At 58.1% G+C, this 23,352-nt stretch carries 22 protein-coding genes, 1 tRNA gene, 1 pseudogene and 1 riboswitch; of the genes and pseudogenes, 10 read left to right on the top strand and 14 right to left on the bottom strand.

The features are described 5' to 3' along the window. Nucleotides 1-47 precede the first annotated feature (47 nt). From ACR0AA_RS00425 to ACR0AA_RS00395, 7 genes are all read right to left on the bottom strand, one after another. On the bottom strand, nt 48-1,430 hold the full coding sequence (locus tag ACR0AA_RS00425; protein ID WP_480755243.1) for an aldehyde dehydrogenase family protein: 1,383 nt from the start codon (nt 1,428-1,430) through the stop codon (nt 48-50). A gap of 91 nt (nt 1,431-1,521) precedes the next feature. Then, nucleotides 1,522-2,883 carry a glutamine synthetase family protein gene (locus ACR0AA_RS00420; protein WP_480755402.1) on the bottom strand — a complete coding sequence of 454 codons (1,362 nt, stop codon included), beginning with the start codon at nt 2,881-2,883 and terminating at the stop codon, nt 1,522-1,524. A gap of 50 nt (nt 2,884-2,933) precedes the next feature. Then, a complete protein-coding gene (locus tag ACR0AA_RS00415; protein WP_480661083.1) occupies nt 2,934-4,619 on the bottom strand; it encodes a Na/Pi cotransporter family protein in 1,686 nt (561 codons plus the stop codon). Between the two features lie 146 nt (nt 4,620-4,765). Then, complete coding sequence (locus ACR0AA_RS00410) at nt 4,766-5,800, bottom strand: TRAP transporter substrate-binding protein (RefSeq protein WP_480661085.1); 1,035 nt, start codon at nt 5,798-5,800, stop codon at nt 4,766-4,768. Between the two features lie 51 nt (nt 5,801-5,851). Then, nucleotides 5,852-7,171 carry a TRAP transporter large permease gene (locus tag ACR0AA_RS00405; protein WP_480661087.1) on the bottom strand — a complete coding sequence of 440 codons (1,320 nt, stop codon included), beginning with the start codon at nt 7,169-7,171 and terminating at the stop codon, nt 5,852-5,854. Then, nucleotides 7,168-7,752, bottom strand: a complete 585-nt coding sequence (locus ACR0AA_RS00400; protein ID WP_480661089.1) for a TRAP transporter small permease subunit — start codon at nt 7,750-7,752, stop codon at nt 7,168-7,170. The genes ACR0AA_RS00405 and ACR0AA_RS00400 overlap by 4 nt, the downstream gene beginning before the upstream one ends. Further along, on the bottom strand, nt 7,749-8,525 hold the full coding sequence (locus ACR0AA_RS00395) for an N-formylglutamate amidohydrolase (RefSeq protein ID WP_480661091.1): 777 nt from the start codon (nt 8,523-8,525) through the stop codon (nt 7,749-7,751). Before ACR0AA_RS00395 ends, ACR0AA_RS00400 begins: the two co-directional genes overlap by 4 nt. A gap of 133 nt (nt 8,526-8,658) precedes the next feature. Between ACR0AA_RS00395 and ACR0AA_RS00390 the strand changes: the two genes are divergently transcribed. Together ACR0AA_RS00390 and ACR0AA_RS00385 are read left to right on the top strand one after the other, a co-directional pair. Next, nucleotides 8,659-9,528 (top strand): MurR/RpiR family transcriptional regulator, encoded by an 870-nt coding sequence (locus ACR0AA_RS00390; protein WP_480661093.1) that lies wholly within the window; start codon nt 8,659-8,661, stop codon nt 9,526-9,528. A gap of 77 nt (nt 9,529-9,605) precedes the next feature. After that, a pseudogene (locus ACR0AA_RS00385) lies at nt 9,606-10,361 on the top strand (hypothetical protein); the annotation flags it as partial. A gap of 7 nt (nt 10,362-10,368) precedes the next feature. Here ACR0AA_RS00385 and ACR0AA_RS00380 read toward each other — a convergent pair. Then, on the bottom strand, nt 10,369-11,043 hold the full coding sequence (locus ACR0AA_RS00380) for a TIGR04283 family arsenosugar biosynthesis glycosyltransferase (RefSeq protein WP_480661095.1): 675 nt from the start codon (nt 11,041-11,043) through the stop codon (nt 10,369-10,371). A 74-nt stretch (nt 11,044-11,117) separates the two neighbouring features. On the opposite strand from ACR0AA_RS00380, the gene ygfZ reads away from it, so the two are divergent. Beyond that, nucleotides 11,118-11,855: a CAF17-like 4Fe-4S cluster assembly/insertion protein YgfZ gene (gene ygfZ / locus ACR0AA_RS00375; RefSeq protein ID WP_480661097.1), complete on the top strand. Its 738-nt coding sequence runs from the start codon at nt 11,118-11,120 to the stop codon at nt 11,853-11,855. A gap of 106 nt (nt 11,856-11,961) precedes the next feature. After that, nucleotides 11,962-12,906, top strand: coding sequence for an ABC transporter transmembrane domain-containing protein (locus ACR0AA_RS00370; protein ID WP_480755242.1), 945 nt, complete (start codon nt 11,962-11,964; stop codon nt 12,904-12,906). 58 nt (nt 12,907-12,964) lie between these two features. On the opposite strand, the gene efp is transcribed toward ACR0AA_RS00370, so the two are convergent. Beyond that, nucleotides 12,965-13,528, bottom strand: coding sequence for an elongation factor P (efp, locus tag ACR0AA_RS00365; RefSeq protein WP_170325421.1), 564 nt, complete (start codon nt 13,526-13,528; stop codon nt 12,965-12,967). Nucleotides 13,529-13,747: 219 nt separating this feature from the next. On the opposite strand from efp, the gene ACR0AA_RS00360 reads away from it, so the two are divergent. Further along, complete coding sequence (locus ACR0AA_RS00360; protein ID WP_037310273.1) at nt 13,748-14,068, top strand: DUF6280 family protein; 321 nt, start codon at nt 13,748-13,750, stop codon at nt 14,066-14,068. 67 nt (nt 14,069-14,135) lie between these two features. Here ACR0AA_RS00360 and ACR0AA_RS00355 read toward each other — a convergent pair whose 3' ends face one another. Then, nucleotides 14,136-14,705, bottom strand: coding sequence for a cobalamin biosynthesis protein CobQ (locus ACR0AA_RS00355; protein WP_480661101.1), 570 nt, complete (start codon nt 14,703-14,705; stop codon nt 14,136-14,138). 60 nt (nt 14,706-14,765) lie between these two features. On the opposite strand from ACR0AA_RS00355, the gene ACR0AA_RS00350 reads away from it, so the two are divergent. Then, nucleotides 14,766-16,223 carry a cobyric acid synthase gene (locus ACR0AA_RS00350; protein WP_480755241.1) on the top strand — a complete coding sequence of 486 codons (1,458 nt, stop codon included), beginning with the start codon at nt 14,766-14,768 and terminating at the stop codon, nt 16,221-16,223. 3 nt (nt 16,224-16,226) lie between these two features. Here the strand turns inward: ACR0AA_RS00350 and ACR0AA_RS00345 are convergent, their stop codons facing one another. From ACR0AA_RS00345 to ACR0AA_RS00335, 3 genes are all read right to left on the bottom strand, one after another. Next, nucleotides 16,227-17,000 (bottom strand): hypothetical protein, encoded by a 774-nt coding sequence (locus ACR0AA_RS00345; RefSeq protein ID WP_480661105.1) that lies wholly within the window; start codon nt 16,998-17,000, stop codon nt 16,227-16,229. Between the two features lie 74 nt (nt 17,001-17,074). Beyond that, nucleotides 17,075-18,493, bottom strand: a complete 1,419-nt coding sequence (locus ACR0AA_RS00340) for a TolC family outer membrane protein (RefSeq protein ID WP_480661107.1) — start codon at nt 18,491-18,493, stop codon at nt 17,075-17,077. 95 nt (nt 18,494-18,588) lie between these two features. Beyond that, nucleotides 18,589-19,242, bottom strand: coding sequence for a protein-L-isoaspartate O-methyltransferase family protein (locus tag ACR0AA_RS00335; RefSeq protein ID WP_480661109.1), 654 nt, complete (start codon nt 19,240-19,242; stop codon nt 18,589-18,591). Nucleotides 19,243-19,469: 227 nt separating this feature from the next. On the opposite strand from ACR0AA_RS00335, the gene ACR0AA_RS00330 reads away from it, so the two are divergent. Beyond that, nucleotides 19,470-19,543 (top strand) — tRNA-Cys (locus tag ACR0AA_RS00330). Nucleotides 19,544-19,586: 43 nt separating this feature from the next. Here the strand turns inward: ACR0AA_RS00330 and ACR0AA_RS00325 are convergent. Then, entirely contained in the window at nt 19,587-20,543 is a 957-nt protein-coding gene (locus tag ACR0AA_RS00325) for an NAD(P)-dependent oxidoreductase (protein WP_480661111.1), read from the bottom strand. A gap of 113 nt (nt 20,544-20,656) precedes the next feature. Here ACR0AA_RS00325 and ACR0AA_RS00320 point away from each other — a divergent pair, with 113 nt between their 5' ends. The 3 genes from ACR0AA_RS00320 to cobW all read left to right on the top strand — a co-directional run bounded on the left by ACR0AA_RS00320 (nt 20,657) and on the right by cobW (nt 23,349). Continuing rightward, nucleotides 20,657-21,541: a LysR substrate-binding domain-containing protein gene (locus ACR0AA_RS00320; RefSeq protein WP_480755240.1), complete on the top strand. Its 885-nt coding sequence runs from the start codon at nt 20,657-20,659 to the stop codon at nt 21,539-21,541. A 72-nt stretch (nt 21,542-21,613) separates the two neighbouring features. Beyond that, nucleotides 21,614-21,822: riboswitch (cobalamin riboswitch) on the top strand. 94 nt (nt 21,823-21,916) lie between these two features. After that, nucleotides 21,917-22,297, top strand: a complete 381-nt coding sequence (locus tag ACR0AA_RS00315; RefSeq protein WP_480755239.1) for a DUF1636 family protein — start codon at nt 21,917-21,919, stop codon at nt 22,295-22,297. Next, nucleotides 22,294-23,349, top strand: a complete 1,056-nt coding sequence (gene cobW / locus ACR0AA_RS00310) for a cobalamin biosynthesis protein CobW (RefSeq protein ID WP_480755238.1) — start codon at nt 22,294-22,296, stop codon at nt 23,347-23,349. The genes ACR0AA_RS00315 and cobW overlap by 4 nt, the downstream gene beginning before the upstream one ends. Nucleotides 23,350-23,352: the final 3 nt, after the last annotated feature.

Below are 23,352 nucleotides of genomic sequence, written 5' to 3'. Positions count from 1 at the left end.
TGAGGCCTGCTCTGGCGAGGGGGTCTGTCCAGAGCAGGCCGGTGCCCTTAGCCTGTGACCTTTTTCAGGTGGTAGGATTTAGGACGTGTAAGGTTGTGATAGCCGATGACGGACAATCCGCCGCCGCGCCCGGTGTTCTTGCAACCGGTCCAGCAGAGGCCTGGGTCCAGATAGTCCGCGCGGTTCATGAACACCGTGCCGGTCTCGACGGCGTCACCCACCCGTGCCGCACGGTCTACATCGCGGGTCCACAGGCTGGCGGTCAGGCCAAACTCGCTATCATTCATCAGCGCAATGGCCTCGTTGTCCGACGACACTTTCATGATACCGACCACCGGACCAAAACTCTCATCCCGCATCACGCGCATGTCGTGAGTGACGTTGGTCAGGATCTGGGGCGTCAAATACGCACCGCCATCATCCTCGGCGAAATTGTCGATATGGGCCACAGCCCCCGCTTCGACCGCCTCAGCAATCTGCGCCCGGACTTCATTGGCAAAGCGGACATTGGCCATCGGGCCAATTGTCGTCTCAGTATCCAGCGGATTGCCCAGCTTATAACCCTTCACGACCTCAACCGCCTTGGCAACGAAGTCATCGTATAGGCTCTCATGCACGTAAATCCGCTCGATGCCGCAACAACACTGGCCCGAATTGAACATCGCCCCGTCGATCAGCGTATCAACGGCGGCGTCCAGGTCGGCATCGTCCATGACGTAACCCGGGTCCTTGCCGCCCAGCTCGGTGCCGACACCGGTGAATGTCCCCGCCGCCGCACGCTCCATCGCCTGACCACCACCGACCGATCCGGTGAAATTCACGAAATCAAACGCATTGCCCGCAATCAGATCATTGGTCACGTCATGGCTCAGGAACACGTTCTGGAACACATTCTCGGGCACACCTGCCGAATGGAAGGCCCGAGCCATGCGTTCACCGACCAGCAGGGTCTGTGTGGCATGTTTCAGGATCACGGCGTTCCCCGCGATCAATGCCGGGGCCACCGTGTTGATTGCGGTCATGTAAGGGTAGTTCCACGGCGCCACCACAAAAACCACGCCATGCGGGATGCGCTTGATGTACCGCTTGAACGTCTCATCCTCACCGACCGCTATATCAGCCAGAGACGCCTCGGCAATCCCTGCCATGTGGCTGGCGCGCTCGTTAAAGCCGCCAAACTCTCCGCCGTAACGCACCGGGCGACCCATCATATGCGCCAGTTCAGGCACGATCTCATCGTTCATCGCGCCAACGGCCGCCACGCCCGCCATCACAAGATCGATCCGCTCTTGCAGAGGACGCTCAGCCCATTCAGCCTGTGCGACCCGTGCGCGGGCTGCGGCTTCAAACGCAGCCTCACGCGACAGAACCTCACGTTCCGCATAAACCGATCCGTTGATCGGCGAGACACATTGCAACATCTGCCCCATATTCACTCCATTTCCGAAAGAAACAGGATCCCCTGCTTCATCTGGCCAAAAATATCTCGGGGGTCTGGGGGCAGAGCCCCCAGCCAGCCCTCTAAGCCCGCTCGAACCCGCGAGCGATTTCCCAATCCGTCACCACACGCTCGAACTCTTCGATCTCGACCTCGGCCGCGCGGGTATAGTGATCGACCACGTCATTCCCCAAGGCTGCGCGCAGCATCTCTGACCCGTGCAACGCGTCCCGCGCCGCGCGCAGATTGCCCGGGATCATGCCGCTTTCGCCCTGGTACACATCGCCCTTGGTCGGTGGCTGCAACTCCAGCCCCTCTTCGATGCCCGCAATACCAGCCGCCAGCATCCCGGCCATTGCCAGATAGGGGTTCATGTCCGAACCCGGAATCCGGCACTCGACCCGAACCGCCTTGGTACCATCACCGCACAGGCGGAACCCGGCAGTCCGGTTGTCGACCGACCAGATGATCCGTGTGGGCGCAAAGGTGCCCTTCATGAAGCGCTTGTAGCTGTTGATGTAGGGCGCCATGAAATAGGTATAGTCGCCTGCGTATTTCAGCAGACCCGCCATGTAGCTTTTCATCAGCGCCGACATGCCCAACTCATCCGATGCGTCATAGAAAGCAGGTCTGCCATCGGCCCATAGCGACTGGTGCACGTGAGAGGAACTGCCGACCTTGTCGTGATGCCACTTCGGCAGGAACGTCGCCGCGTGACCGTGCTGCCAGGCGATCTCCTTCACGGCGTTCTTGGCGATCGAGTGATACTCGGCCGTGTCCATGGCCGACGCGTACTTGATGTTCAGCTCTTCCTGCCCGGCCTCCGCCTCACCCTTTGAGTTCTCAACCGGTATTCCCGCATTCCAAAGATGGTTGCGGATCGGACGCATCACATGCTCTTCCTTAGTGGTCTGGAGGATGTGATAGTCTTCGTTATAGCCCGAAATCGGCTCCAAATCGCGGAAGCCTTCCTTGCGAATTTGGTCAAAGCTCTTCTCGAACAGGAAGAACTCAAGCTCCGTGGCGCACATCGCCTCATAGCCCATCGCCTTCAGACGATTGACCTGTTTCTTAAGGATCGAGCGCGGCGCATGCGGCACTTCCTCATGCGTGTGGTGATCCAGCACATCGCACATCACCATCGCCGTGCCTTCCAGCCATGGCACCGGGCGCAGAGTGCTGAGATCCGGCTTCATGACATAGTCGCCGTAACCTCGCTCCCAACTGGTCGCGGCGTAACCGTCCGGCGTTGCCATCTCAAGATCCGTGGCCAGCAGGTAATTGCAACAATGCGTCTCTTCCCACGCGCCGGCCACGAAGTGTCCGGCGTGGAAACGTTTGCCCATAAGGCGGCCCTGCATGTCCACCATACAGACCAGAACCGTGTCGACCTCGCCCGCCTCGAATTTGGCTTTCAGATCGGCCAAAATCGCATCATTGCCCATCATTGGTATCCTTTGTCACTCAGTGAGACCTCGGTTTCGATTGCCTGCCATCAGTCATCGGCAGGATCCTTGTCCATTTCCATCACCAGCCGCGTTTCCAGAACCTGACCGCTTTTGTAGAGGATCGGATAGGCGATGGCCGCGATGTGACCATGCAGATCACGCATGGCGCGTAACGTTTCCAGATGCAGATCGGAGGACTGAAAGCTCTCGGTCTGGCCGCGCTCAAGGCGTTTCAGGTGCGCTTTGCGGCTGTCCCGCGACATCCGCTTGACCTCGGCCTTGTCCAGCACCAGCCGGCGCGCGCAATCCATGTCGTCAACCAAAAGCACATGCCGCGCCAGCGAGAAGCTTTCCAGAATTGCCGAATGCAAATCCGTCAGTTCTTTCCAACCTTGTGCCGAAAACTCGGTGCGCTCTGTGTGCTTTATCTGCGCCGTGCGGGTCATCCGGTTCGAGACGACATCGCCTGCTGCCTCAAGTCGGATGGCATATTCCACCAGCCCTCGCGCGGCTTTGATCTGCGCTTTGCTCATATTCTGCCGCGGCATGCGCGCGACAAAGCGGCGAATTTCGGTCAGCTGCGTGTTGACCCGTTTGTCCTGCTGCCAAAGCGCTGAAATCGCGTCACTGTCGTCCTGCTCGTAGATATCCAGCACCGGTCGGAACATGCGCTCGACCTGCGTGATCATCTGCAACAGCTCGTGACGCACAGAAGACATCGCAACGCTGGCCCGCGACCCGCTGGGATCCCCCAGCGGCGTGAGCGCATCCGAGAACTGATCCAACGCATTCTTCTCGACTTTGGGCTCCGCCAGCAGAATAGCCATCGGCTGTTCCATCTGGTTCACGAACCCCGTCGCCAGCAGGAAAACTGCCAGGTTAAACCCGATATGTGCAAAGATCAGCGATTGCGCCGCACCCGCCACCATCAACGCGTCGTGCAGCCCTGCCAAATTGACGACAATCAACATCACAAGCGCCGCAGTTCCCCGCAACAACAGATTGGCCAGCGGAATACGGCGGGCTGTGACGGTCATATCTCGCGTCAACCAGATCGGGATGAAGGCAGAACCAAGGTTTGCCCCCAACACCAGAGACAGCCCGGCCGCGAACGGGATCGCGCCGATCTGAACCAGGGCAACGCACATCAGGATCGTCGCAACCGAGCTGTGCATGACAAAGGCCAGCACCGCACCGACGATAAAGGCGCTGAAATAGTCGGCCTCAAGGTACCCTGCGATCGCAGGCAGGAACGCGCTTTCGCGGATCGGCTCAACCGCTTCGCGCAGGAATTGCAGCGAGATCAGAATGAAGGCGACACCCAGAACGATCCGCCCCATGAGCCGAACATTCGATCGCTCGGACTTCAGGTACAGCCAGCCCCCCAACGCCAGCAGCGCCGGTTGAAGCCAACCCAGATCGTAAGACAGAACCTGAATGACCAGAGCCGCGCCCAGATCAGCGCCCAGCACACCCGCCAGCGCCATTCCAAACGTTACCATCCCCGCTGCGGCGAAGCCGGTCAGCAAGACCGTAACTGCGGCCGAGCTTTGCAGGATAGTGGCCAAAACCATGCCAGCCCCCCCTGCAACAAAGCTGTTAGAGTGGCGTGTCAGGATCGACTGGAACAGCGCGCCAAAACGCCGTTCGATACCAGTTCGAACCAAACGCACGGCAAAAAGCAGCAACATGGTTGCGGCGAAAATCTCAATCAAAAAGCTCGCGATAGCCATATCTTCACACCTCTATCAACCGGTGCGCACTTGTGTGCATCCGGCTTTGTCGTTCTATTTCTGGAACAGATGTGAACATAAAAGATGTTGCTTCCTGATGTCTAATCCCGACGCAAGGGGTGCCCCTCGCGTCGGGATTTCATTTATCAGCCGTAACGATAGGGCCGGCCGGCCTTGAGCATTTCGGCGTTGTATCGCTTGAAGATGTCAACAACCTTCGCCTTGGTTTCCGACTCTGCGGCGATTTCGTCCCAGAACTTGACGGCGGCTTGTTCGACGGTCGCCCATTCTTCGTCCGGAATGGTGGTCAGCTGCATCTTGGTTCCGTTGACGCGCAGGTTGGCCTCGCCGCCCCAATACCACCACTGGCGATAATAATGCGACTGATCACAGCACACCTTGAACAAGGTCTGTAGGTCTTCGGGCAGTTCGTTCCAACGGTCCATATTGGCGAAGAAGTGACCCGCCCATGCGCCCGACACGTTGTTGGTCAGGAAGTAGTTGGTCACATCAGCCCAGCCAACGGTGTAATCCTCGGTGATACCCGACCACGCGATACCGTCCAGCTCGCCGGTCTGAACCGCGACTTCGATGTCTTCCCATGGCAGAGTCACCGGAACGACACCGAACTGCGACAGGAAACGGCCCGCTGTCGGGAAGGTGAAGATGCGCTTGCCCTTCATGTCTTCCAGCGAGTTGATCGGGTCTTTAGTCGCAAAGTGGCACGGGTCCCATGCACCGGCACTGATGTGCTTGACGCCGACCTTGGAGTATTCCTCGTCCCAGATCTCGTTCAGGCCCCACTGATTGAAAAGGACCGGCACGTCGAGCGAATAGCGCGACGCAAAGGGGAAGTAACCGCCGAACACGGTGACTTCGGTCGGCGATGCCATCGAGTCATCGTCCGACTGCACAGCGTCGATTGTGCCTTTTTGCATCGCACGGAACAACTCGCCCGTCGGGACCAACTGATCGGCATAGAACAGCTCGATCTGCATCCGGTCGCCGGCGATCTGGTTGAACATCTTGATGGCCGGATCAATCACGTGCTCGGCGAGAGCAGGACCGGCATAGGTCTGCATCCGCCACGTGATCGTGTTCTGCGCCAGCGCGGGCGTTGCCAGCGGCGCGGCGGCAACACCGACCCCGGCAGTTTTCAGAAACTTACGTCTTGTAGTCATGTCAATTTCCTCTCCGTTAAAGTTCCTGTGCCCGTTCGCCGAGCATTCTTATTAGTTTCCATAAACATATCCGGGCAGCCAAAGCGCGATTTCCGGGAAAATCATGATGATTGTCAGGGCCAGGACCATCACCCCGACAAAGGGGAAGATCGAGGTATAGATGTCCTTTAACCCAATCTCCGGCGGCGCCATCGCGCGCATCAGGAACAGGTTATAGCCGAAGGGCGGCGTCATGTACGCGATCTGCGTTGTGATCGTATAAAGCACCCCGTACCAGATGAGGTCAAAGCCCAGCGCCCCGACCAGCGGCACGTAGAGCGGGGCGACGATAACCAGCATTGCCGTGTCGTCCAGAAAGGTACCCATGACGATGAAGCTCAGCTGCATCAGGATCAGGATCATCCACGGCGACAGGCCAAGTTGTTCGGTGAACAGGTTGTCGATGGCTTTCACGGCACCCAAACCGTCGAATACGGCTCCAAAACCCAGAGCGGCCAAAATGATCCACATGAACATGCAGGAAATGGCCAGCGTCTGCTTGGTGCAGTCTTCGAATATTTTCCAAGTCATCCGCCGTTTAATGACGGAAACGGCCAAAGCGGTCAGCGCACCGATGGCCGAACTTTCAACCAGCGATGTCCAGCCATTCACAAACGGCACCATCATCGCGGCGAAGATGATCAGCGGCAGCGCCCCTGCCCCCAGCAGCCGGATTTTCTCGGCCCTTGGCACCTCGTGCGCGTCTTCCATGGCCGGCCCCAGCTCGGGTTGAATTCGACACCTGATCCAGATGTACAGGATGAACATCCCGGCCATCAGCAAGCCCGGAACGATTCCGGCCAACCACAGCTGCCCGACAGGCTGGCGCGCGATCATTGCGTATAGAACCAGAACCACCGAAGGAGGCACCAGGATTCCCAAACTGGACCCGGCCTGAATAACCCCCGTCACCATTGTCTTGTCGTACCCGCGCCGCAACAGCTCGGGCAACGCAATTGTCGCGCCGATGGCCATGCCAGCAACGCTTAGCCCGTTCATGGCCGAGACCAGAACCATCAGGCCGATCGTGCCGATGGCCAGACCTCCATTCACCGGCCCCATCCAGACGTGGAACATCCTGTAAAGGTCATCAGCCAGCCGGCTCTCGCTGAGCACATAGCCCATGAAGATGAACATCGGCAGCGTCAGCAGCGGATACCATTTCATCAGCTTCATCGCGGCCGAGAACGTGATGTCCTGCCCGCCCGTTCCCCACAGCGCCAGCGCGGCAATGGTGGCAACTGCACCAATCGCTCCAAAAACGCGCTGACCTGTAAACAGCATCAGCATCATCAGCGCGAACATGAAGATGGCGATATATTCCTGGCTCATGCCCGTGAGACCCCGATTTCCTGCCCGTTGATCCGGGCTATGTCTTTGAAAAATTCCGATATCGCCTGCAGCAGCATCAGGAAGAAGCCGAACACCATGATGGTTTTGATTGGCCAGATATACGGGCGCCATGCCGTGGATGAGCGCTCAAGCCGACCAATTTCCTCACTGCCGGTCAGCAAGCCAAAGAAGTAGGAAACCGGCTCATCGCCCCAGTAGCCAAGGCTATAAGCTGTAGACCCGAGCCCGCCATAGAACAGAACACCCAGATAGAAGATCAGCAGCAGAACGGTGATCGCATCGAACCAGGCTTTCCTGTGCGGGCTCCAGTTGTGATAGAACAGGTCCATCCGCACGTTCGACCCCATCTGGATCGAATACGGGCCGCCCATGATATAATAGGTCACCATCGCAAACTGCGCCATTTCCAGCGTCCAGAGTGAAGGCAGGAAGAAGGTTTTCGAGATCGAGGACCAAAGCAGGATGCCCATCATCGCGAACAGGCCCCACATCATGACCCGCCCGATCCGGTAATTCACCGCATCGACGACCCGCACATATGACGCCATCGCTTTGATCACGCCGCGCCCCCTTTCTTCAATTCCACAAGGGTTCGCATGATCCACGGCACCAAACGGTCAGCTATCGCTTCTTGCTGCTCGGGCGTCTGTATCAGGTCATTGCGGATTTCGATCATGACGTTCAGCAAGCCAGACGGCAGTGCCCGGGCGTCCAGCGTGTGGGCAACACCATCAGCGGCCGAATACGGCTCATTCAAACGGACCACAAAGGGCTGATCATCAGGCGTCGAACTCATCAGCGCCTGGGCAAATCGGTCATCCACGCCATGCAGAATGCCCAGTTCAACCTCGCGCTTTTCGCCATGATAGACTGGCGTGAAACTGTGGATCGTAACCATAAGCTCAAGTTCGGTCCGGTTATCGGCGATCAGCCCGGACAATGCCGCGGTGAAGGGCTTATAGATGCCTTCAATCCTGCAGTTACGCTCTTGATCGGACATGTCGGTATTGGCTGGAATCTGATAGTCCTCACTGCGTACGGGCATAGCCCCTGAGGCTTCGGGTGGGCGATTACAGTCGTAGACCAGCCGCGATACACCACCATGCACCAAAGGTGCCTGCATGCGCTCGGCCATCAGCTTCGCAACGGCCAAAGCCCCCGGGTCCCACGCGATATGACTCTGCAAGGCATCGGCAGACAAACCCATATCCCCCAAGAATTCGGGAATACGGTTGGACGCGTGTTCGCAGACCAACACCACCGAAAAAGGACCATCCGCCATGTCTGTGTGAACAACTGTTCCGAAGTCCAAAATACCGCCCTGCGATTCCATTAAAGATGCGTGTGGAAAAATTTCCACATGAGACCTTAACCTGTCAATAATTTTCCTGTACAAAATTCTCCACACTTGATCATGCTGAAAAATTATTCACACTAGGGTCGAAATTATGCAGGAGGAACGTTGAGTGCGGGTGACGGACAGGCTGCTGGCCCACAAGGAAAAAATGACCCCGTCCGAACGACAGTTGGTCAGCGTCCTGCTGGACGACTACCCGATGGCGGGCCTTGGCAGCATCACCGAACTGGCCAGCGCGGCCTCGGTTTCCACGACGACCGTCGCACGGATGTTGCAAAAAACCGGGTTCGACGGCTATCCGCAGTTTCAGGCCGCCTTGCGGGGCGAGGTGAAAGAGATGATCTCGGGGCCGGTCGCGAAACGTGACCTGTGGCAGAATGATCTGCCTGAAGAGCACATTCTAAACCGGTATTCCCAGCAGACACTGGCCAATCAGAAACGCACTATTGACGAGGTCGACCCGGACGAATTCGACAGTTTCTGCAACCTGTTATGCGATCCCGACCGACGCATCTTTATTACCGGCGGCCGCATCACCGGAACCCTGGCGCAATACCTGTATCTGCATCTGCAGATGATCCGCCCCGATGTCCGTCTGCTGCCCGTCGCGGCGTCATGGACGCATGATCTGCTGGATGTCCGTAAAGACGATGTGCTGGTCGCGCTGGATGTCCGCCGCTATGAAAACTCGTCTTTGTTGATCGGCCAGCTGTGCCATGAACGCGAAGCCGAGATCATTTTATTCACGGATCAATGGCGCTCACCCATTCACAGGCTGGCCAAGCACACCTTTGCCGCGCGGATCGCCGTGCCATCAGCGTGGGACTCGATGGCGTCCATTCTTGTCCTCATGGAATGCGTCATTGCCGAAGTGCAGGAAAGGCTATGGGATTCGGTCAAAGAGCGCACGGATGAGTTGGAACAGGCGTTTGACCGTACCAAACTGTTCCGCAAATTCGGCCAAAGCTCGGGCTCATAACGCCTTTTTCCTGCTACTTGGTACAACTGAGCGTGAGGAGTGTTGCCAGCGGCAAAGCGGACCGTCACTTTGAAGCCATGAGTTTTGTGACCGAGAACCAACTGCCTCTGCTGATCCTCTTCTTTATTCTCGGGTCAATTGGCACCGCTTTTCTGTTCCGCAAGCCCGCCGGGCATCGCGCATGGAAACTTGCCGATCTGGTCTGGGTCGTGCTGGGCGGGGTTGGCGCCTTGGTGGCGGTTCTGGCGGGGCTCTACACTTCAGACAGTTCGCGGCTGGACCGGCAAATTGATGTCGCTTATGCCGCCACGCTTGCCTTTGACCGCGACGCAGCCCGGTTCCGGCTGCGGTTCTGCGACCCTGCTTTTGACCCCGATACCGCAGTGCTATGCGACAAGGTCGAATTCCTGTCCGCCTCAACTGCCAGCAACGCTGATCTGCCCTTATTTATCGCCGTCACAAACGAGGTTGCGCCGCTTCAGGGGCTCCACTTTCTGTTTGGCCGTCAGGCAAAAGACGAACAGGACGAGATGCGCGCCATGGCCGCCAAAGCCGATGCTTTCAGCATCGACCAGTTCCTCGTTTTCACCACGCTGGATAACATGACGCAGGCCGCCATCGACAATATGCGCCGCAAGGTGCCCGCGATTGCCGGTGATTACCTGATCCTGGCGCAGAGCTATGATGATCTGGTGGATCAGGTCGGAAAGCTGAAAGACGAATGGGAATACCTGCAAGCCAATGCGCATATTCTGGTGTTGCAGATCGTCGCCTTGTGCCTGGTCAGCTTTGCCGCGCCCTTCCGTTTGGGCAAATCCATTGTTGAGCTGCGCGCGTCGCTCAGCGCCGATAGTCCTGTGCCAGCCGCTCGGGATCAGCACCAAGAAAGTACCGCGTCAGAGTCCACAGATTCCGCGCCCCGCGACGTATCCACCCCGCCCGCTCATACCGATCCGCACTCGTAAAAGCCCGACAGGGCAGCAGCGTGATGCCCGGCAAACTGCGGGCAAGGGCCACGTCCTCCATCAAAGGTTGGTCGGGAAAGCCGCCCGCGCTTTGGTACATCGCGCGCGGAACCAGCAAACCCTGATCACCGTAAGGAAGGCTGAACAGCCGACTGCGCAAGTTGGCCCATCCCGCCACCCATGTCGGCGCAAACCCCGAGGCCCGGAATGCCAGCCGAAACGCAGCCGGATTACCGGACCCGAGATGATCTGCGACGGCTTTGCTCCAACCCTCTTGCAGGATGGTGTCGGCATGCAAAACGAGAAGCCATTCGCCTTTGGCCACCCTGCACCCCCGGACCAACTGCCCACCTCGCGAGGCAGGTCCGGTCACCGTCTCGGCGCCAGCCTCATCGGTAATCTCGTGGGTCTGATCAGTCGACCCACCATCAGTAATAATCAATTCGCGGATCAGCCCGCCGTGCAGCCCCTCCATCAAGGCGCCGAGGGTCGCAGGCAGCGTTTCACCCGAATTCAGGGTCGGGATTACAATACTAATCGGCGCAGGCACGGCGGAAACCCTCTGGTCATGGCAGCGGAAACTTCTATATCACGAGGCCCGAGGAAAAGACGAGGACAACTCAGATGCCCAACCGCCGTATTTTGCGCCTCAGCGGCTCGGACACAGACAGTTTCTTGCAGGGTCTGGTCACCAACGACATCGACGGTATGAAAGACGGGCTGGTCTATTCGGCCTTGCTGACCCCTCAGGGCAAGTATCTGGCGGATTTCTTTCTCAAACGCGATGGCGACGCCATTTTGCTCGACGTCGCCGAAGAGCTTGCTGACGGCTTAGCCAAACGGCTGGGCATGTACAAGTTGCGCGCAGATGTGCGCATCGAGGATAGCGGTCTGAACCTGCAACGCGGGACCGGCCCAGTTCCCGAAGGCGCCCTGCCCGACCCGCGCCACCCGGATATGGGCTGGCGGGCTTACACAACTGAGTCAGAAAACGATGATGGCACCGATTGGGATGCAATTCGCGTGCGCCACTGCATTCCTGAAACGGGCATCGAACTGACCCCCGATAGTTACATCCTGGAATCCGGGTTCGAGGCGCTGAACGGCGTGGACTTCAAAAAGGGCTGCTATGTCGGGCAAGAGGTTACCGCTCGGATGAAACACAAGACCGAGCTGCGCAAAGGTCTGCGCAGTGTCAGCATCACAGGGTCTGCCGCCGTTGGAACCGCTATTACTTCGGGCGGAAAACCGGCGGGAACCTTGTTCACTCAGTCCAATGGCCGCGCGATCGCGTATCTGCGCCTGGACCGCGTCGGGGACGACATGCAGGCCGATGGTGCCAGCCTTCTGTTGGATTCTTAACATGTTGCCGAACCGGCACGGCGGGCCAACCCGTGTCCGCCGTCAGGTTTGAATATAGCCCCGCGCGCTGTCACACTGGTTTGAGTTCAGAAAACCGGATTCACCTATGTTCCAGCTATACAGAGCGATCTGGCGGGCCAGCGCCGGGCGGCAGATCATTCTCATCGTTTTGTCGATTGCAATCGCCGGGTTGGCGGCCGTTCCGCTGGAGTTTCAGCGCGATATCATAAACCACCTCACCGCCGACGATGTCAGCACCGACAAGCTGATCTATCTGGGCACTGGAATGATGTCCGTCGTTCTGCTCAGCCTCGCGCTCAAATGGCTTCTGGGGTACCGCGCCGGAACGCTGGGCGAGGACGTGATCCGCCTGATCCGGCAACGGTTGTTAGTGCGTGCCTCAGATATCAAGGGCTCGGGTGAGGACGTTCGCAAGGGCACAATGAGTACCGCCATATCGGCCGAAGCCGAGGAGCTGGGCAAATTCGCAGGCGGTGCATTCTCAGACCCCGTGGTCCAGATCGGAACCCTGATCAGCGTTATCGGCTATATCTCATCGACCCAACCGGGTCTTGGTATGATCGCCTTTTCGATGATCGTCCCTCAAATCATCATCGTGCTGATTTCGCAGCGCAAGGTGAACGTCTTTGTCGCCGAACGCGTCCGTATCCTGAGGGGCGCAACCGACAAGCTGACAGTTGAGGACATCGACGCGGTCTCGAAAGAGGTCGATGCCTTGTTCGACGACATTTATGAGACCCGGCGCAGGATGTTCCTGTGGAAGCTGTCCGCCAAATTTCTTCTCAGCGTAATCAACGGGGCGGGAACAGTCGGTGTTCTGATGTTGGGGGGGTATCTGGTGCTGAACGGCAAAACGGATGTCGGTACTGTCGTGGCTGCGACAAGCGGACTTGGCAGAATTCAGGGCCCCTCGGCGTTTCTGATCGCGTTCTACAGGCAGGTCAGCGCAAACCGTATCAAGTACGAACTCATGCTCGAGCTTTTTGGCCCCAACCCGGAACGCTATCGGCAGATCGAAAACAGACGCTGACAAAAAAACCGCGGGGCACAGGCCCTCGCGGTTTTTTCTTGTCCCGGAAAACGCCTGTTTACGCGCGTTCGGAATATTCCATGGTTTCCGTGTTCACGACGATCATTTCATCCTGACCGATGAACGGCGGCACCATGACCTTGACGCCGTTGTCCAGAATGGCCGGCTTGAACGAGTTCGCCGCAGTCTGACCTTTAACCACCGGCTCGGTTTCAACGATCTTGCAGGTCACTTTCTGCGGCAAAGTGGCGTTCAACGCCTCGCTTTCATAAAATTCGACAACAATTGTCATGCCGTCCTGCAGAAACGGGCGGCGTTCGCCCAGCAGTTCCGCAGGCAGTTCGATCTGCTCGTAGGTCTCGGAATCCATGAACACCAGCATGCCGTCGGATTCGTACAGGAACTGCTGATCCTTCTGCTCAAGGCGCACACGTTCGACTTTGTCGGCCGAGCGGAACCGTTCGTTCAGTTTCGAGCCGTTGCGCAAGTTGCGCAATTCGACCTGTGCAAAAGCACCGCCTTTACCGGGCTTTACGTGGTCAACCTTGACCGCGGCCCACAGCCCGTCGTTATGCTCAAGCACATTGCCGGGGCGAATTTCGTTCCCATTTATCTTGGGCATGACTTAAATCCTTCACAAACGGTTGATGCGTCAGTTCCCGTCCCTATATCTGGCGGGAACACACCTGACAAGACAACGACACCTAGTGCTGCACATGCAGCAAGCTATGCAAATGACGCAACGCAACTATGCAATTTAGCTGTATCCGAATCGCACTTTATCGGTCATAAGGACCGTCACGCCGAAAATTGCAAGAGCAAGAAAAATAAGGAAGACGAGATGAGAGATTTCGTTGACGGCACTGCCTTTAACAACGAACAAGGCAATCGTGCACGCAAACTTTTCGCGGCTGTTGTGTTGGCCGCTCTGGATGACGCCATTGCCGATGACAAGAAATACGGCAACGGCCCTGAACAAATCGCCCGTTGGGCGCGTTCGCGGGACGGTCGCGAAGTGCTGTCCTGCGCGGGCATCGACCCGAATGAACGGGTTGTCAGCGGCCTGATGGAGTTCGTTGGACGTGGTGTTCGCACCTCGGTTGCGCTGTCGCGCGAAGAAAGCGAACGTCGCAACGCTGCTCAACAAGCCGAAGCCGCCTGATCCAAGGCGACTTCTGATGAAAAAGCGCGCTCCTGAAAAGGGAGCGCGCTTTTCTTTTTGTCAGGTGTCAGAAGAACAAAAGCCACTGCCGCGCGACCCAAAACTCGGCAGCGAGCAGTGCGGCGAAAAACACTTTCGCTGGCACAGAAATCCCGCGACGCCACAGGACAACATAGCAGATAATGCAAACTGCCATGGATAGCGGCGCAACCCATAGAGCGTGGTGGGTGCTGTCCCAATAACTGATCGGGCTGTGAAACACCCAGTCGCTGAACGGCCAGAATTGAGGCCGCCCGTCCCCTGCGTGTAGCAGGAAATCCATCGAAAGATGCAAAAGTCCAGCCGACGCTCCGACGGTCAATACGGTCCAGCCCCGCCACAAACCAACACACAGCGCCAATCCCCAAAGAACAAAGGAGTTGTCGATCGCAAACACCGTCTGCCAGCTTTGGGAATAATAGAGCTGGTTGAAGACAACGCTTTCGGGGATGCCGAGCACGAACAGGGATGTGCTCGCCATCACATATAGCGAAAGGTCGGGCAACAGCGAACCCAACAGCGCCGCCCAAAGGATTCGCCCATGGGCCGGACGGGCAAAGGCAGCGGCCCCGATCAAAAGATGCGCTGGCGTGTTCAACTTGGGCTTTTCCTTTGCCTGCAAATCAGGTCATCTGCGCGTCAACATAGGAGACAGGCCATGGTTCGGTCCATCATGATTCAGGGCACCGGTAGCAATGTCGGGAAATCGGTTCTCGTGGCCGGTCTGGCCCGGGCTTATACGCAGCGCGGTTTGCGGGTCGCACCGTTCAAACCACAGAATATGTCGAACAATGCCGCTGTCACAGAAAACGGGGGCGAGATCGGGCGCGCGCAGGCGTTGCAGGCCCGCGCCGCACGGCGTGCAACACATACGGACATGAACCCGATCCTCCTAAAACCGGAAACAGACACCGGCGCTCAGATTATCGTACAGGGCCAGCGCGCGGGCACGATGAAAGCAGGTGATTACCGAAAGGACAAATCCAAACTTCTAGGCGCCGCGCTCGAAAGTTTCGACCGGCTGTGCAGCGATGCGGATTTGGTCCTGATCGAAGGCGCGGGCAGCCCGGCAGAAACAAACCTGCGCAAGGGCGACATCGCCAATATGGGATTCGCGTGCGCAGCAGGCGTGCCTGTTGTTCTCGTTGGAGACATTCACAGGGGCGGCGTGATTGCGCAGATCGTGGGCACTCAGGCGGTTCTGGATCCGAGTGATCTCGAGATGATCCGGGGCTTTGCCGTTAATCGGTTCAAAGGCGATGTTTCCCTGTTCGACGAAGGGCGCGATGACATTGCCGCGCGCACAAGCTGGCCCTGTCTGGGCGTCGTGCCATGGTTTTACGACGCGTGGAAGCTGCCCGCCGAGGATATGATGGATATCCGCTCGCACAGCGGTGGGGCCTGTAAGGTCGTGGTTCCTCAACTGGAACGCATGGCCAATTTCGACGATCTTGATCCGCTATCGGCCGAACCAGGAGTAACGGTCGAGATTGTCCCGGCAGGCCGCGCCCTGCCCGGCGACGCGGATCTGGTTCTTCTGCCTGGCAGCAAATCCACGATCGGAGATCTGGCATACTTTCGCGCGCAAGGCTGGGACGTGGATCTGTACGCCCATGTCCGCCGGGGCGGCCATGTCCTGGGGCTTTGCGGCGGCTATCAGATGTTGGGAAAAAGCATCGCGGACCCTGATGGGGTCGATGGACGGCCGGGTACTGTCGAGGGACTGGGTCTTTTGGATGTTGAAACCATTATGGCCGGGAGGAAACAGGTGACTCTGACCTCGGCCCGCGCCCTTGAGGGTGGAGAGCCGGTGTCGGGCTACGAAATCCACATGGGTCGAACCGAAGGCCCCGATTGCGCCCGTGCCTGGCTGGAAGTCGATGGGCGGCCTGAAGGTGCCGCAAATGCCTCTGGTCGCATTCGCGGTAGTTACCTGCACGGTATTTTCACCTCGGATGCGTTCCGGGCCAGTTACCTGACGCAATTCGGTGTCGTGTCGGACTTGGCTTATGACGACGATGTCGAAGACACGTTGGACGCGCTGGCGGACCACCTGGAAAAGAACATGGATCTGGACCGCCTGCTGGCGCTTGCCGAGACGCCCCGAAGGACATGAGGGTTACTCGAGCTCTTGCTCGGCCAGTGCCTTGTAGATCTCGCGCCGTACCATCTTGCGCACATTCCGGGTGATGCGTTCGCCAAGCCCGCCCTGCAATTCTTCGCGCACAACCTGCGCGATAAGTTTGCGAAGGGCCTCTTGGTCCATTTCCATTGACGCAAGGTCTTCCGAGGCGTCTTCCTTGGATGGCGCCGGGGCCGCGGCGGTTACCTCGGGGTCACGAACAAAAGTCGCTTTGGTGGTGGCGACGACCTCATTCGCCTCAGCTTCTACGGCAGTTTCTTTTGCCGGTTCCTGCACGGCGTCGGCGAATTCGGTCTGCGCACTGAAATGAAGGGATTTCGCCGGAAATCCGGAATACTCATCTTCGCTGTCGCCATCGGGTTCCCACTGATCCTCGGTTCGGGCAATCGCGGCCTCAAGGGCTTCGATCTTAGCGCTCAGACTGTTGGTGGGGTCCTTGGGAGCTTCGGACTCGGACGGTTCTTTGTTGGCGGGATCTTCGCGATTAACGATGTCGCATGCGCGCAGGAGCATCGGTTTGACCGACGCGTCGGCGGCGTAGCCCTCTTTGGCCTCAGCCTCGTTTTCTGGTCCGTCCTGAACACTGGACGTCCCGCCAACGCGCAATGCATCTGTAAGCACCAATCGCCCGGGCTTGCGGGCGATTGACGGGGGCATCGTATCCAAGGCTTTTTGACCTTTTTCACCGACCAGCCGTTTGATCGAGGACAGCACGTCCTCCACTCCGCTGTTTGCGACTTTATCCGTCATTGTTCTCTACCGCTCTATCCTCAGGATTGAGTGTAGCCAAACATAACGGGCGTAACAACAGGGAGTATTGGCCCTTAGTCGCGGCGCAATGCTTTGAGAACGCGATCGAGGTCCTTGCTTTGCTTGCTAACCTGAGCCGGTGCGCGCTTGACCAGATTGTAGTACAGCGTCGGATCGTAAATCTGTACGGCCAGTCCAAGACGCTCGGCCGTCAGAAGACCCTGCGCCTGCAGCAGCTGATAAGCTGCCCGCGACCGTTCAATCCGCGATGCAACCTCGGCCAATTGCGCGTCCAGAAGGTCCTGCTGAGCGTTTAGGACGTCCAACGTGGTTCGTGCGCCCAGGGTTGCCTCTTCGCGGATACCGTCAAACGCAACCTGCGATGCGCGAACCCGCTCGGTCGACGCCCGCAGACTTGCAGTTGCGGCCTGGAAGCGAGCGTAGGCTTCGGTAACGCCCTGAGTGATGTCTTTCTGCACGTTCAGCAGGTTTGCGCGCGATGCATCCCGTGTCGCCATTGCCCGGCGCACATTTGCGGCCAGACGACCACCGGCATAGATCGGCTGGGTGAAATCCAGAGAAACCGTTGCGTCCTCGATGTTGTCATCGTTGTCATAGCTTTCCGTGATCCCCGCATCAGCGTTAAGGCTGACATTCGGACCAAGGTTGGCGCGCTGCTGGGCAACGATCAGATCGAAGGCACGCACCTGGTGCTGTGCCGAAAGAATGGCCGGGTGATTGCGTTGTGCCAGGCTGACGGCCTGCGCTTCCGAGCCTGGCAGGTTCGGTAGGCTCGGCTGACCAGCGGTCCGTCCGGGCGATTTGCCAACAGCGTTCACATATTCTGCCTGCGCTGTGTCCAGGTTACCGCGTGCCACCGCCAGATCCGCTTGCGAGCTTGCAAGCTGCGCCTGAGACAGCGCGACGTCTGTTCGTGTCACTTCGCCTACGTCAAACCGGTCCTGCGACGCACGCAGTTCCTCCGCCGAAACATCGACGTTGTTCAGTCGAATCTGAACCGTTTCTTCCTGCAGAAGAACCTCCAGATAAGCGTTTGCGCCCCGGAACAAGACCTGCTGTTCAATATCCAGAAGGGTCTGCCGTGTGGACAGAACGGTTTCCTGCGCCGATTGCTTGCCCAATACAGCAGCACCGCCATCGTAGAGCAGTTGGCTGAGCGTCAGTCCGGTGAAAAAATTGTTCGGATCGGTTCTGGTTACGACATTGTCGATGTTCCGTCGGGTATAGTCACTGCTGACACGAACCGTCCAGTTGATGATCGGCCGAAGTGCCGACAATGCGATCGCGACATCTTCGTCTGCCGCACGCAGCAACGCACGGTTCTGTTCCAGCAAACCGCTGGTGTTGTACGCGCCGATAAATGCGTCGGTAATGTTATCCGCCCAAACCGCACGCCCTGGTACCATGCTGAGTGCGACCCCTGCCGTAACCGCCAGCGCCTTGACCAGCTTCCCTCCCGCCATAGAACTCATAACGAAATCCTCTCAAATCAAAATTACGCTGCCCTGACGACAGTTTGCGCGTTTGTGTTCAACTAATCAAGACGGCAGAACAATCTGCCGCCAAACTATAGCGAAAATGCACGGTTCGTGGAAAATGCCTGTAAAATCGGCGCATTGGCGTTGAACGCGTCCCGCCAGGTCACACGATCACCAAACTTGTGGCCAATCCGGACCGTACCCAGCTCTCCCTCGACAAAAAGGCACGCGATACGACCATGATCCTTGAGTTGCGCGAGCAATGCGTCCGGCACTTGTTCAACCCCACCTTGAATCATGATGACATCATATGGGCCATGCTCGGGCGCACCCTGTTCAAACGGACCAACGTGGACAATCGCGTTGTCGGCGTCGGCTTCCAGCAGAATCGACTGAGATTCGGCAGCCAGGTTTTCATCTTCCTCGACGGCAACGACAAGCTGTGCCATTCGCGCGGCAACAGCGGTCGAGTATCCCATGGCAGGGGCGATATCCAAAACCGCTTCGTCGTTGGAAATATTCAGAATGTCCAACATTTTGGCCAGTGTTCTGGGTTCCAGCATGCAGCGACCCTCACCCAGATCGATCACCCCCTCGACATAAGCCGCTTCGCGCTGCGCATCCGGCACGAAATTCTCGCGCTTTACGGTCAGCATCGCATCTATGATAGGAAATTTGGTAACATCAGAGGGGCGTACCTGCGTATCAACCATCGTCCGGCGCCGGGCTGCGAAATCTGTCATTGGATCGCTCGTTCTGTTCCCTTAGGTGATCGAGTTTTGCCACATCCTTGGAAAACCGGCAACGGCTCCGACACCGAAACTTTCCAATTATCGCAAGATATAACGTCGCAACCCAAGACGAAGTTCACGCCCGACCCCGAAATTTGCGTTTGCCCCTCTGGACGCCCCTGCCGAAAGCTGCTAAAACGCCTGTCACACCACGGCAAGTATTTGATTTTACTTGAAAAGGCGAGTTGGCGGAGTGGTGACGCAGCGGATTGCAAATCCGTGTACACCGGTTCGATTCCGGTACTCGCCTCCACTCTCCTGATTAGATGGGACTTTCCAGTGAAAGGTGACGTGCGTCACACGGCCTCACGTCCCTGCGGCACAACCTCATAGCCCGCCTCTTCCGGCTCATCGTCCAGCATTTCGGGCGGGAAGCCCGGGGCGCGGATGTCCAGACCCGTCGCCTCCTCAAGCCGCTTGATGATATTGGGCGAAAGTTCGCGGTCCCCGTACCTGGCGATTCCGTCTTCGAAGATCCGGATCATCACCGGGTTTATTTCAAGGGGCACTCCCGCACGGTCCGCGACTTCCTGGAACAGGCCGATGTCTTTTTTCACGAGGTCCATGGTGAACGAGATATCACGCGAGCCGTTCAGGATTACCTGGCTTTCTGTTTCGTGTACGAACGATGTGCCCGACGAGATTTTGATTGCCTCATACGTCGTGTTGAGGTCCATGCCTGCTGCCTTGGCGGTCACCAGTGCTTCGGCACAAGTGATCAGGTTTGCGGTTGCCAGATAGTTCGTCAGGACTTTCAGAACAGACGCGGACCCAAGTTCGCCCGTGTGCAGGATGCGCCGCCCCATCGTCGTCAGGAATGGCAATATTTTGTCAAACGTCGCGCGATCACAGCCGGCAAAGATCGAAATATTACCCGTTGCGGCCCTGTGACAGCCACCGGAAACCGGGCAATCGACAGCAGCACCGCCGCGTTCAATCACCATCGCGCCCAGTCGTTTTACCTCGGCCTCGTCCGTCGTGGACATCTCCATCCAGATCTTGCCGGGGCCAACTTCGGGCAACATTTCCCGCATCACGGCGTCAGAGGCTGCAGGGGAAGGAAGGCAGGTGATGACGGCATCACAATCCCGCATCAGTTGCGCCGGACTTTCGGCTGCTTTGGCACCTTTGGCCACGAAGCTCTGCACCAGATCCGGGTTAAGATCATGGACCGAGAGGTCCACGCCGTTGCGTAGCAGCGATCCCGACAGTTTTGCGCCAACGTTTCCCAATCCGATAAAGCCGACTTTCATGTTTCCCTCCCGAAAGTGTGCGTCTGCGATGCTGTTAACCGAGTATCGGCGTTGCAATTTCAAAAGCAAAACGAATAATAATCCGCTTTATGGCAAAAAATTTTTGGTGATAAATGGACCGGCTTCCAAACCCTGCATGGCTGCGCAGCTTTGAATGCGCCGCTCGGCACCTGAATTTCACCACCACGGCACGGGAACTTGGGCTGACCCAGACAGCCGTATCTCTGCACATTCGATCTCTCGAGGCGGAACTTGGTCAAAACCTGTTCACCAGAAATGCACGACGGCTCGAGTTGACCGAGCTGGGGCAATCCTATGCTTTGACGGTTCGGCGGGCCCTGGGTGACATCGCGCTGTCCACCAACAGTTTGTTTGGTCCTGCGTCCCGACAAACACTCACAGTTCGGGCCGCGATTTCCACGGCAACTTATTGGATTGCCGCTGAACTGCCCGCGTTCAACGCGCAATACCCGGACATTCCCGTTCGGCTGGTATCGCACATCTGGAATGACAGCATCGCGCCAAACGATGTGGATGTCGAAATTCGGATGGGCTACGGCGATTGGCCGGGGGTCATCTCCGAAAAGCTGACCGATGAGAATCTGGTGCCGGTTTGCCGAGTTGGAAAGGCTTACCCAAGCTTGCTGGACCTCCGGCAAGGGCCGCTGATTCACATCCTCGGATACGAGGACAACTGGGCACGCTACTTTCACGCTCATGATATGGAGCCACCCAAGCAAACATCCCTTCATTCGGTCGATACATCCGTCGCCGCATTGCAATTGGTGATGGCCGGTGCAGGCTGCGCGACCATTGTGGAAAGATTCGCTAAAAATTCCATTGCTCAGGGCGCGCCGATAGAAATTGCAGGCCCAGCGATTCCGTTTGCGCAATCGCACTATCTGATCACCGCGCCCGGGCGCACGCGCTCATCCGCCGCAGCGGGTGTGTTTTGTGCCTGGCTGCGTGATCGCCTGGCTGCGGATGCCGCTGACTGACACTGGCTTGTCGCTTTTCCGACCTGCGCGTTTTCTGCATCCTGCTCGCGCTTGACAAGCCCCCTGCCCGTGCCGCATGTCCCTTTCGTTGGTGTCCATCTTCGGATGGATGAAAAGGGAATGTGCAGCGGATCTACCGCCAAGCACAGCCGCCCCCGCGACCGTGACCGGAGAGGGTGCCCAAAGCCACTGGCCCAAAAGGCCGGGAAGGCGGGACATCCGACAGGGCCGAAGCCCTGACATCTGCAAGCCGGGAGACCTGCCAGCGCCCGTAGATGAAACCGGACGGGGTGTTCCGGTGTCGGGTCCATGTCGCAACACGTGGCCCGCATGAAACCCCGTCCCCCACGAAGAGGATTTGGGGGGATGAGAGACATGACCGCGACCGCACCGGTCGAGCTGCTGGTCTGTACCACGTGCCGCCGTGGCCTGCCTGTCGAAGACGACGCGCAACGACCCGGCGCATTGCTGCACAAAGCGCTGGAACAGGCCGACTTGCCCGATGGCATCACTCTGAAAGCCGTTGAATGCCTGTCAAACTGCGATGAGGGTTGCTCCATCGTGCTGCGCGGAGGCCCGGACCGTTGGACCTTTGTCTATGAGCACCTCAACGAAACCGATCATGTCGAGACCATTGTTGACGGTGCAACCAAGTATCTCGCCACGGAAGATGGCCTGGTGAAATGGCGTGAACGCCCCGAACACTTCCGCAAAAATTGTGCGGCCCGTATTCCCCCGATTGGAGCCCTGAAATGAGCAATCTCGAAAAACTCCCCGTCACTGTGATCACCGGCTTTCTGGGCTCGGGCAAGACTACGCTGGTCAAGCACCTGATGCAGAACCCGCAGGGCAAGCGGCTGGCCGTTGTCGTCAATGAATTCGGCGATGTGGGTGTCGATGGCGATATCCTGAAATCCTGCGCCATTCCGGATTGCCCGGCGGAAAACATCATGGAATTGGCTAACGGCTGCATCTGCTGCACCGTGGCCGATGACTTCATCCCCACCATCGAGGCGCTGATGGCACTGGAGCCGCGCCCCGATCACATCCTGATCGAAACCTCCGGCCTCGCGCTGCCAAAACCGCTGTTGAAAGCCTTTGACTGGCCCGATATCCGCTCAAAAATCACCGTGGATGGCGTGATTGCTCTGGCAGATGCCGAGGCTGTAGCTGCTGGGCGTTTTGCGCCAAATGTCGAAGCCGTGGACGCCCAGCGCCTGGCCGACGACTCGATCGATCACGAAACGCCCCTGTCCGAGGTGTTCGAGGACCAGATCTCCTGCGCCGACATCATCCTGCTGACCAAGCCCGATCTGGCCGGCCCCGAAGGCGTGGCCAAAGCCAAGGAGATCATCGCAGCCGAGGCTCCGCGTCCATTACCCGTGGTCGAAGTGCCTGAAGGTGCCGTGGACGTCCGCGTCGTACTAGGCCTTGAGGCCGCCGCCGAGGATGACATGGACGCCCGTCCGTCGCATCACGACGGTCATCACGACCACGAGCATGACGATTTCGAAAGCATCATCGTCGAGTTGCCGGAACAGACCGACCCGACCGCGCTGGTCGCCAATATCGAACGTCTTGCGAACGAGCTGAACATCCTGCGCGTCAAAGGCTATGCCGCAGTTCAGGGCAAACCGATGCGTCTGCTGGTTCAGGCTGTAGGTGCCCGTGTACGTCACCAATACGACCGCCCATGGGAACCCGGCGAAGAGCGCCGCTCGCGTCTGGTCGTGATCGCCGAGCATGACGACATCAAAGAGGCCGCAATCCGCGATATTCTCGTGGGTGTAGCCGAGGCCGCCGAGTAAGCC

Source organism: Ruegeria sp. CE8, assembly GCF_056537465.1.
Note: the sequence above shows the minus strand (reverse complement) of the source record. Positions and strands in the feature narration are given on the sequence as shown.

Excerpts from the sequence above, each read along its gene's own strand:
- ACR0AA_RS00370 (WP_480755242.1), top strand. The coding sequence starts at position 11,962 with ATGTTCCAGCTATACAGAGCGATCTGGCGGGCCAGCGCCGGGCGGCAG.
- efp (WP_170325421.1), bottom strand. The coding sequence starts at position 13,528 with ATGCCCAAGATAAATGGGAACGAAATTCGCCCCGGCAATGTGCTTGAG.
- ACR0AA_RS00425 (WP_480755243.1), bottom strand. The coding sequence starts at position 1,430 with ATGGGGCAGATGTTGCAATGTGTCTCGCCGATCAACGGATCGGTTTAT.
- ACR0AA_RS00315 (WP_480755239.1), top strand. The coding sequence starts at position 21,917 with ATGACCGCGACCGCACCGGTCGAGCTGCTGGTCTGTACCACGTGCCGC.
- ACR0AA_RS00415 (WP_480661083.1), bottom strand. The coding sequence starts at position 4,619 with ATGGCTATCGCGAGCTTTTTGATTGAGATTTTCGCCGCAACCATGTTG.
- ACR0AA_RS00420 (WP_480755402.1), bottom strand. The coding sequence starts at position 2,883 with ATGGGCAATGATGCGATTTTGGCCGATCTGAAAGCCAAATTCGAGGCG.
- ACR0AA_RS00360 (WP_037310273.1), top strand. The coding sequence starts at position 13,748 with ATGAGAGATTTCGTTGACGGCACTGCCTTTAACAACGAACAAGGCAAT.
- ACR0AA_RS00325 (WP_480661111.1), bottom strand. The coding sequence starts at position 20,543 with ATGAAAGTCGGCTTTATCGGATTGGGAAACGTTGGCGCAAAACTGTCG.
- ACR0AA_RS00345 (WP_480661105.1), bottom strand. The coding sequence starts at position 17,000 with ATGACGGATAAAGTCGCAAACAGCGGAGTGGAGGACGTGCTGTCCTCG.
- ACR0AA_RS00320 (WP_480755240.1), top strand. The coding sequence starts at position 20,657 with ATGGACCGGCTTCCAAACCCTGCATGGCTGCGCAGCTTTGAATGCGCC.
- ACR0AA_RS00350 (WP_480755241.1), top strand. The coding sequence starts at position 14,766 with ATGGTTCGGTCCATCATGATTCAGGGCACCGGTAGCAATGTCGGGAAA.
- cobW (WP_480755238.1), top strand. The coding sequence starts at position 22,294 with ATGAGCAATCTCGAAAAACTCCCCGTCACTGTGATCACCGGCTTTCTG.
- ACR0AA_RS00340 (WP_480661107.1), bottom strand. The coding sequence starts at position 18,493 with ATGAGTTCTATGGCGGGAGGGAAGCTGGTCAAGGCGCTGGCGGTTACG.
- ACR0AA_RS00410 (WP_480661085.1), bottom strand. The coding sequence starts at position 5,800 with ATGACTACAAGACGTAAGTTTCTGAAAACTGCCGGGGTCGGTGTTGCC.
- ACR0AA_RS00395 (WP_480661091.1), bottom strand. The coding sequence starts at position 8,525 with ATGGAATCGCAGGGCGGTATTTTGGACTTCGGAACAGTTGTTCACACA.
- ACR0AA_RS00335 (WP_480661109.1), bottom strand. The coding sequence starts at position 19,242 with ATGACAGATTTCGCAGCCCGGCGCCGGACGATGGTTGATACGCAGGTA.
- ACR0AA_RS00405 (WP_480661087.1), bottom strand. The coding sequence starts at position 7,171 with ATGAGCCAGGAATATATCGCCATCTTCATGTTCGCGCTGATGATGCTG.
- ygfZ (WP_480661097.1), top strand. The coding sequence starts at position 11,118 with ATGCCCAACCGCCGTATTTTGCGCCTCAGCGGCTCGGACACAGACAGT.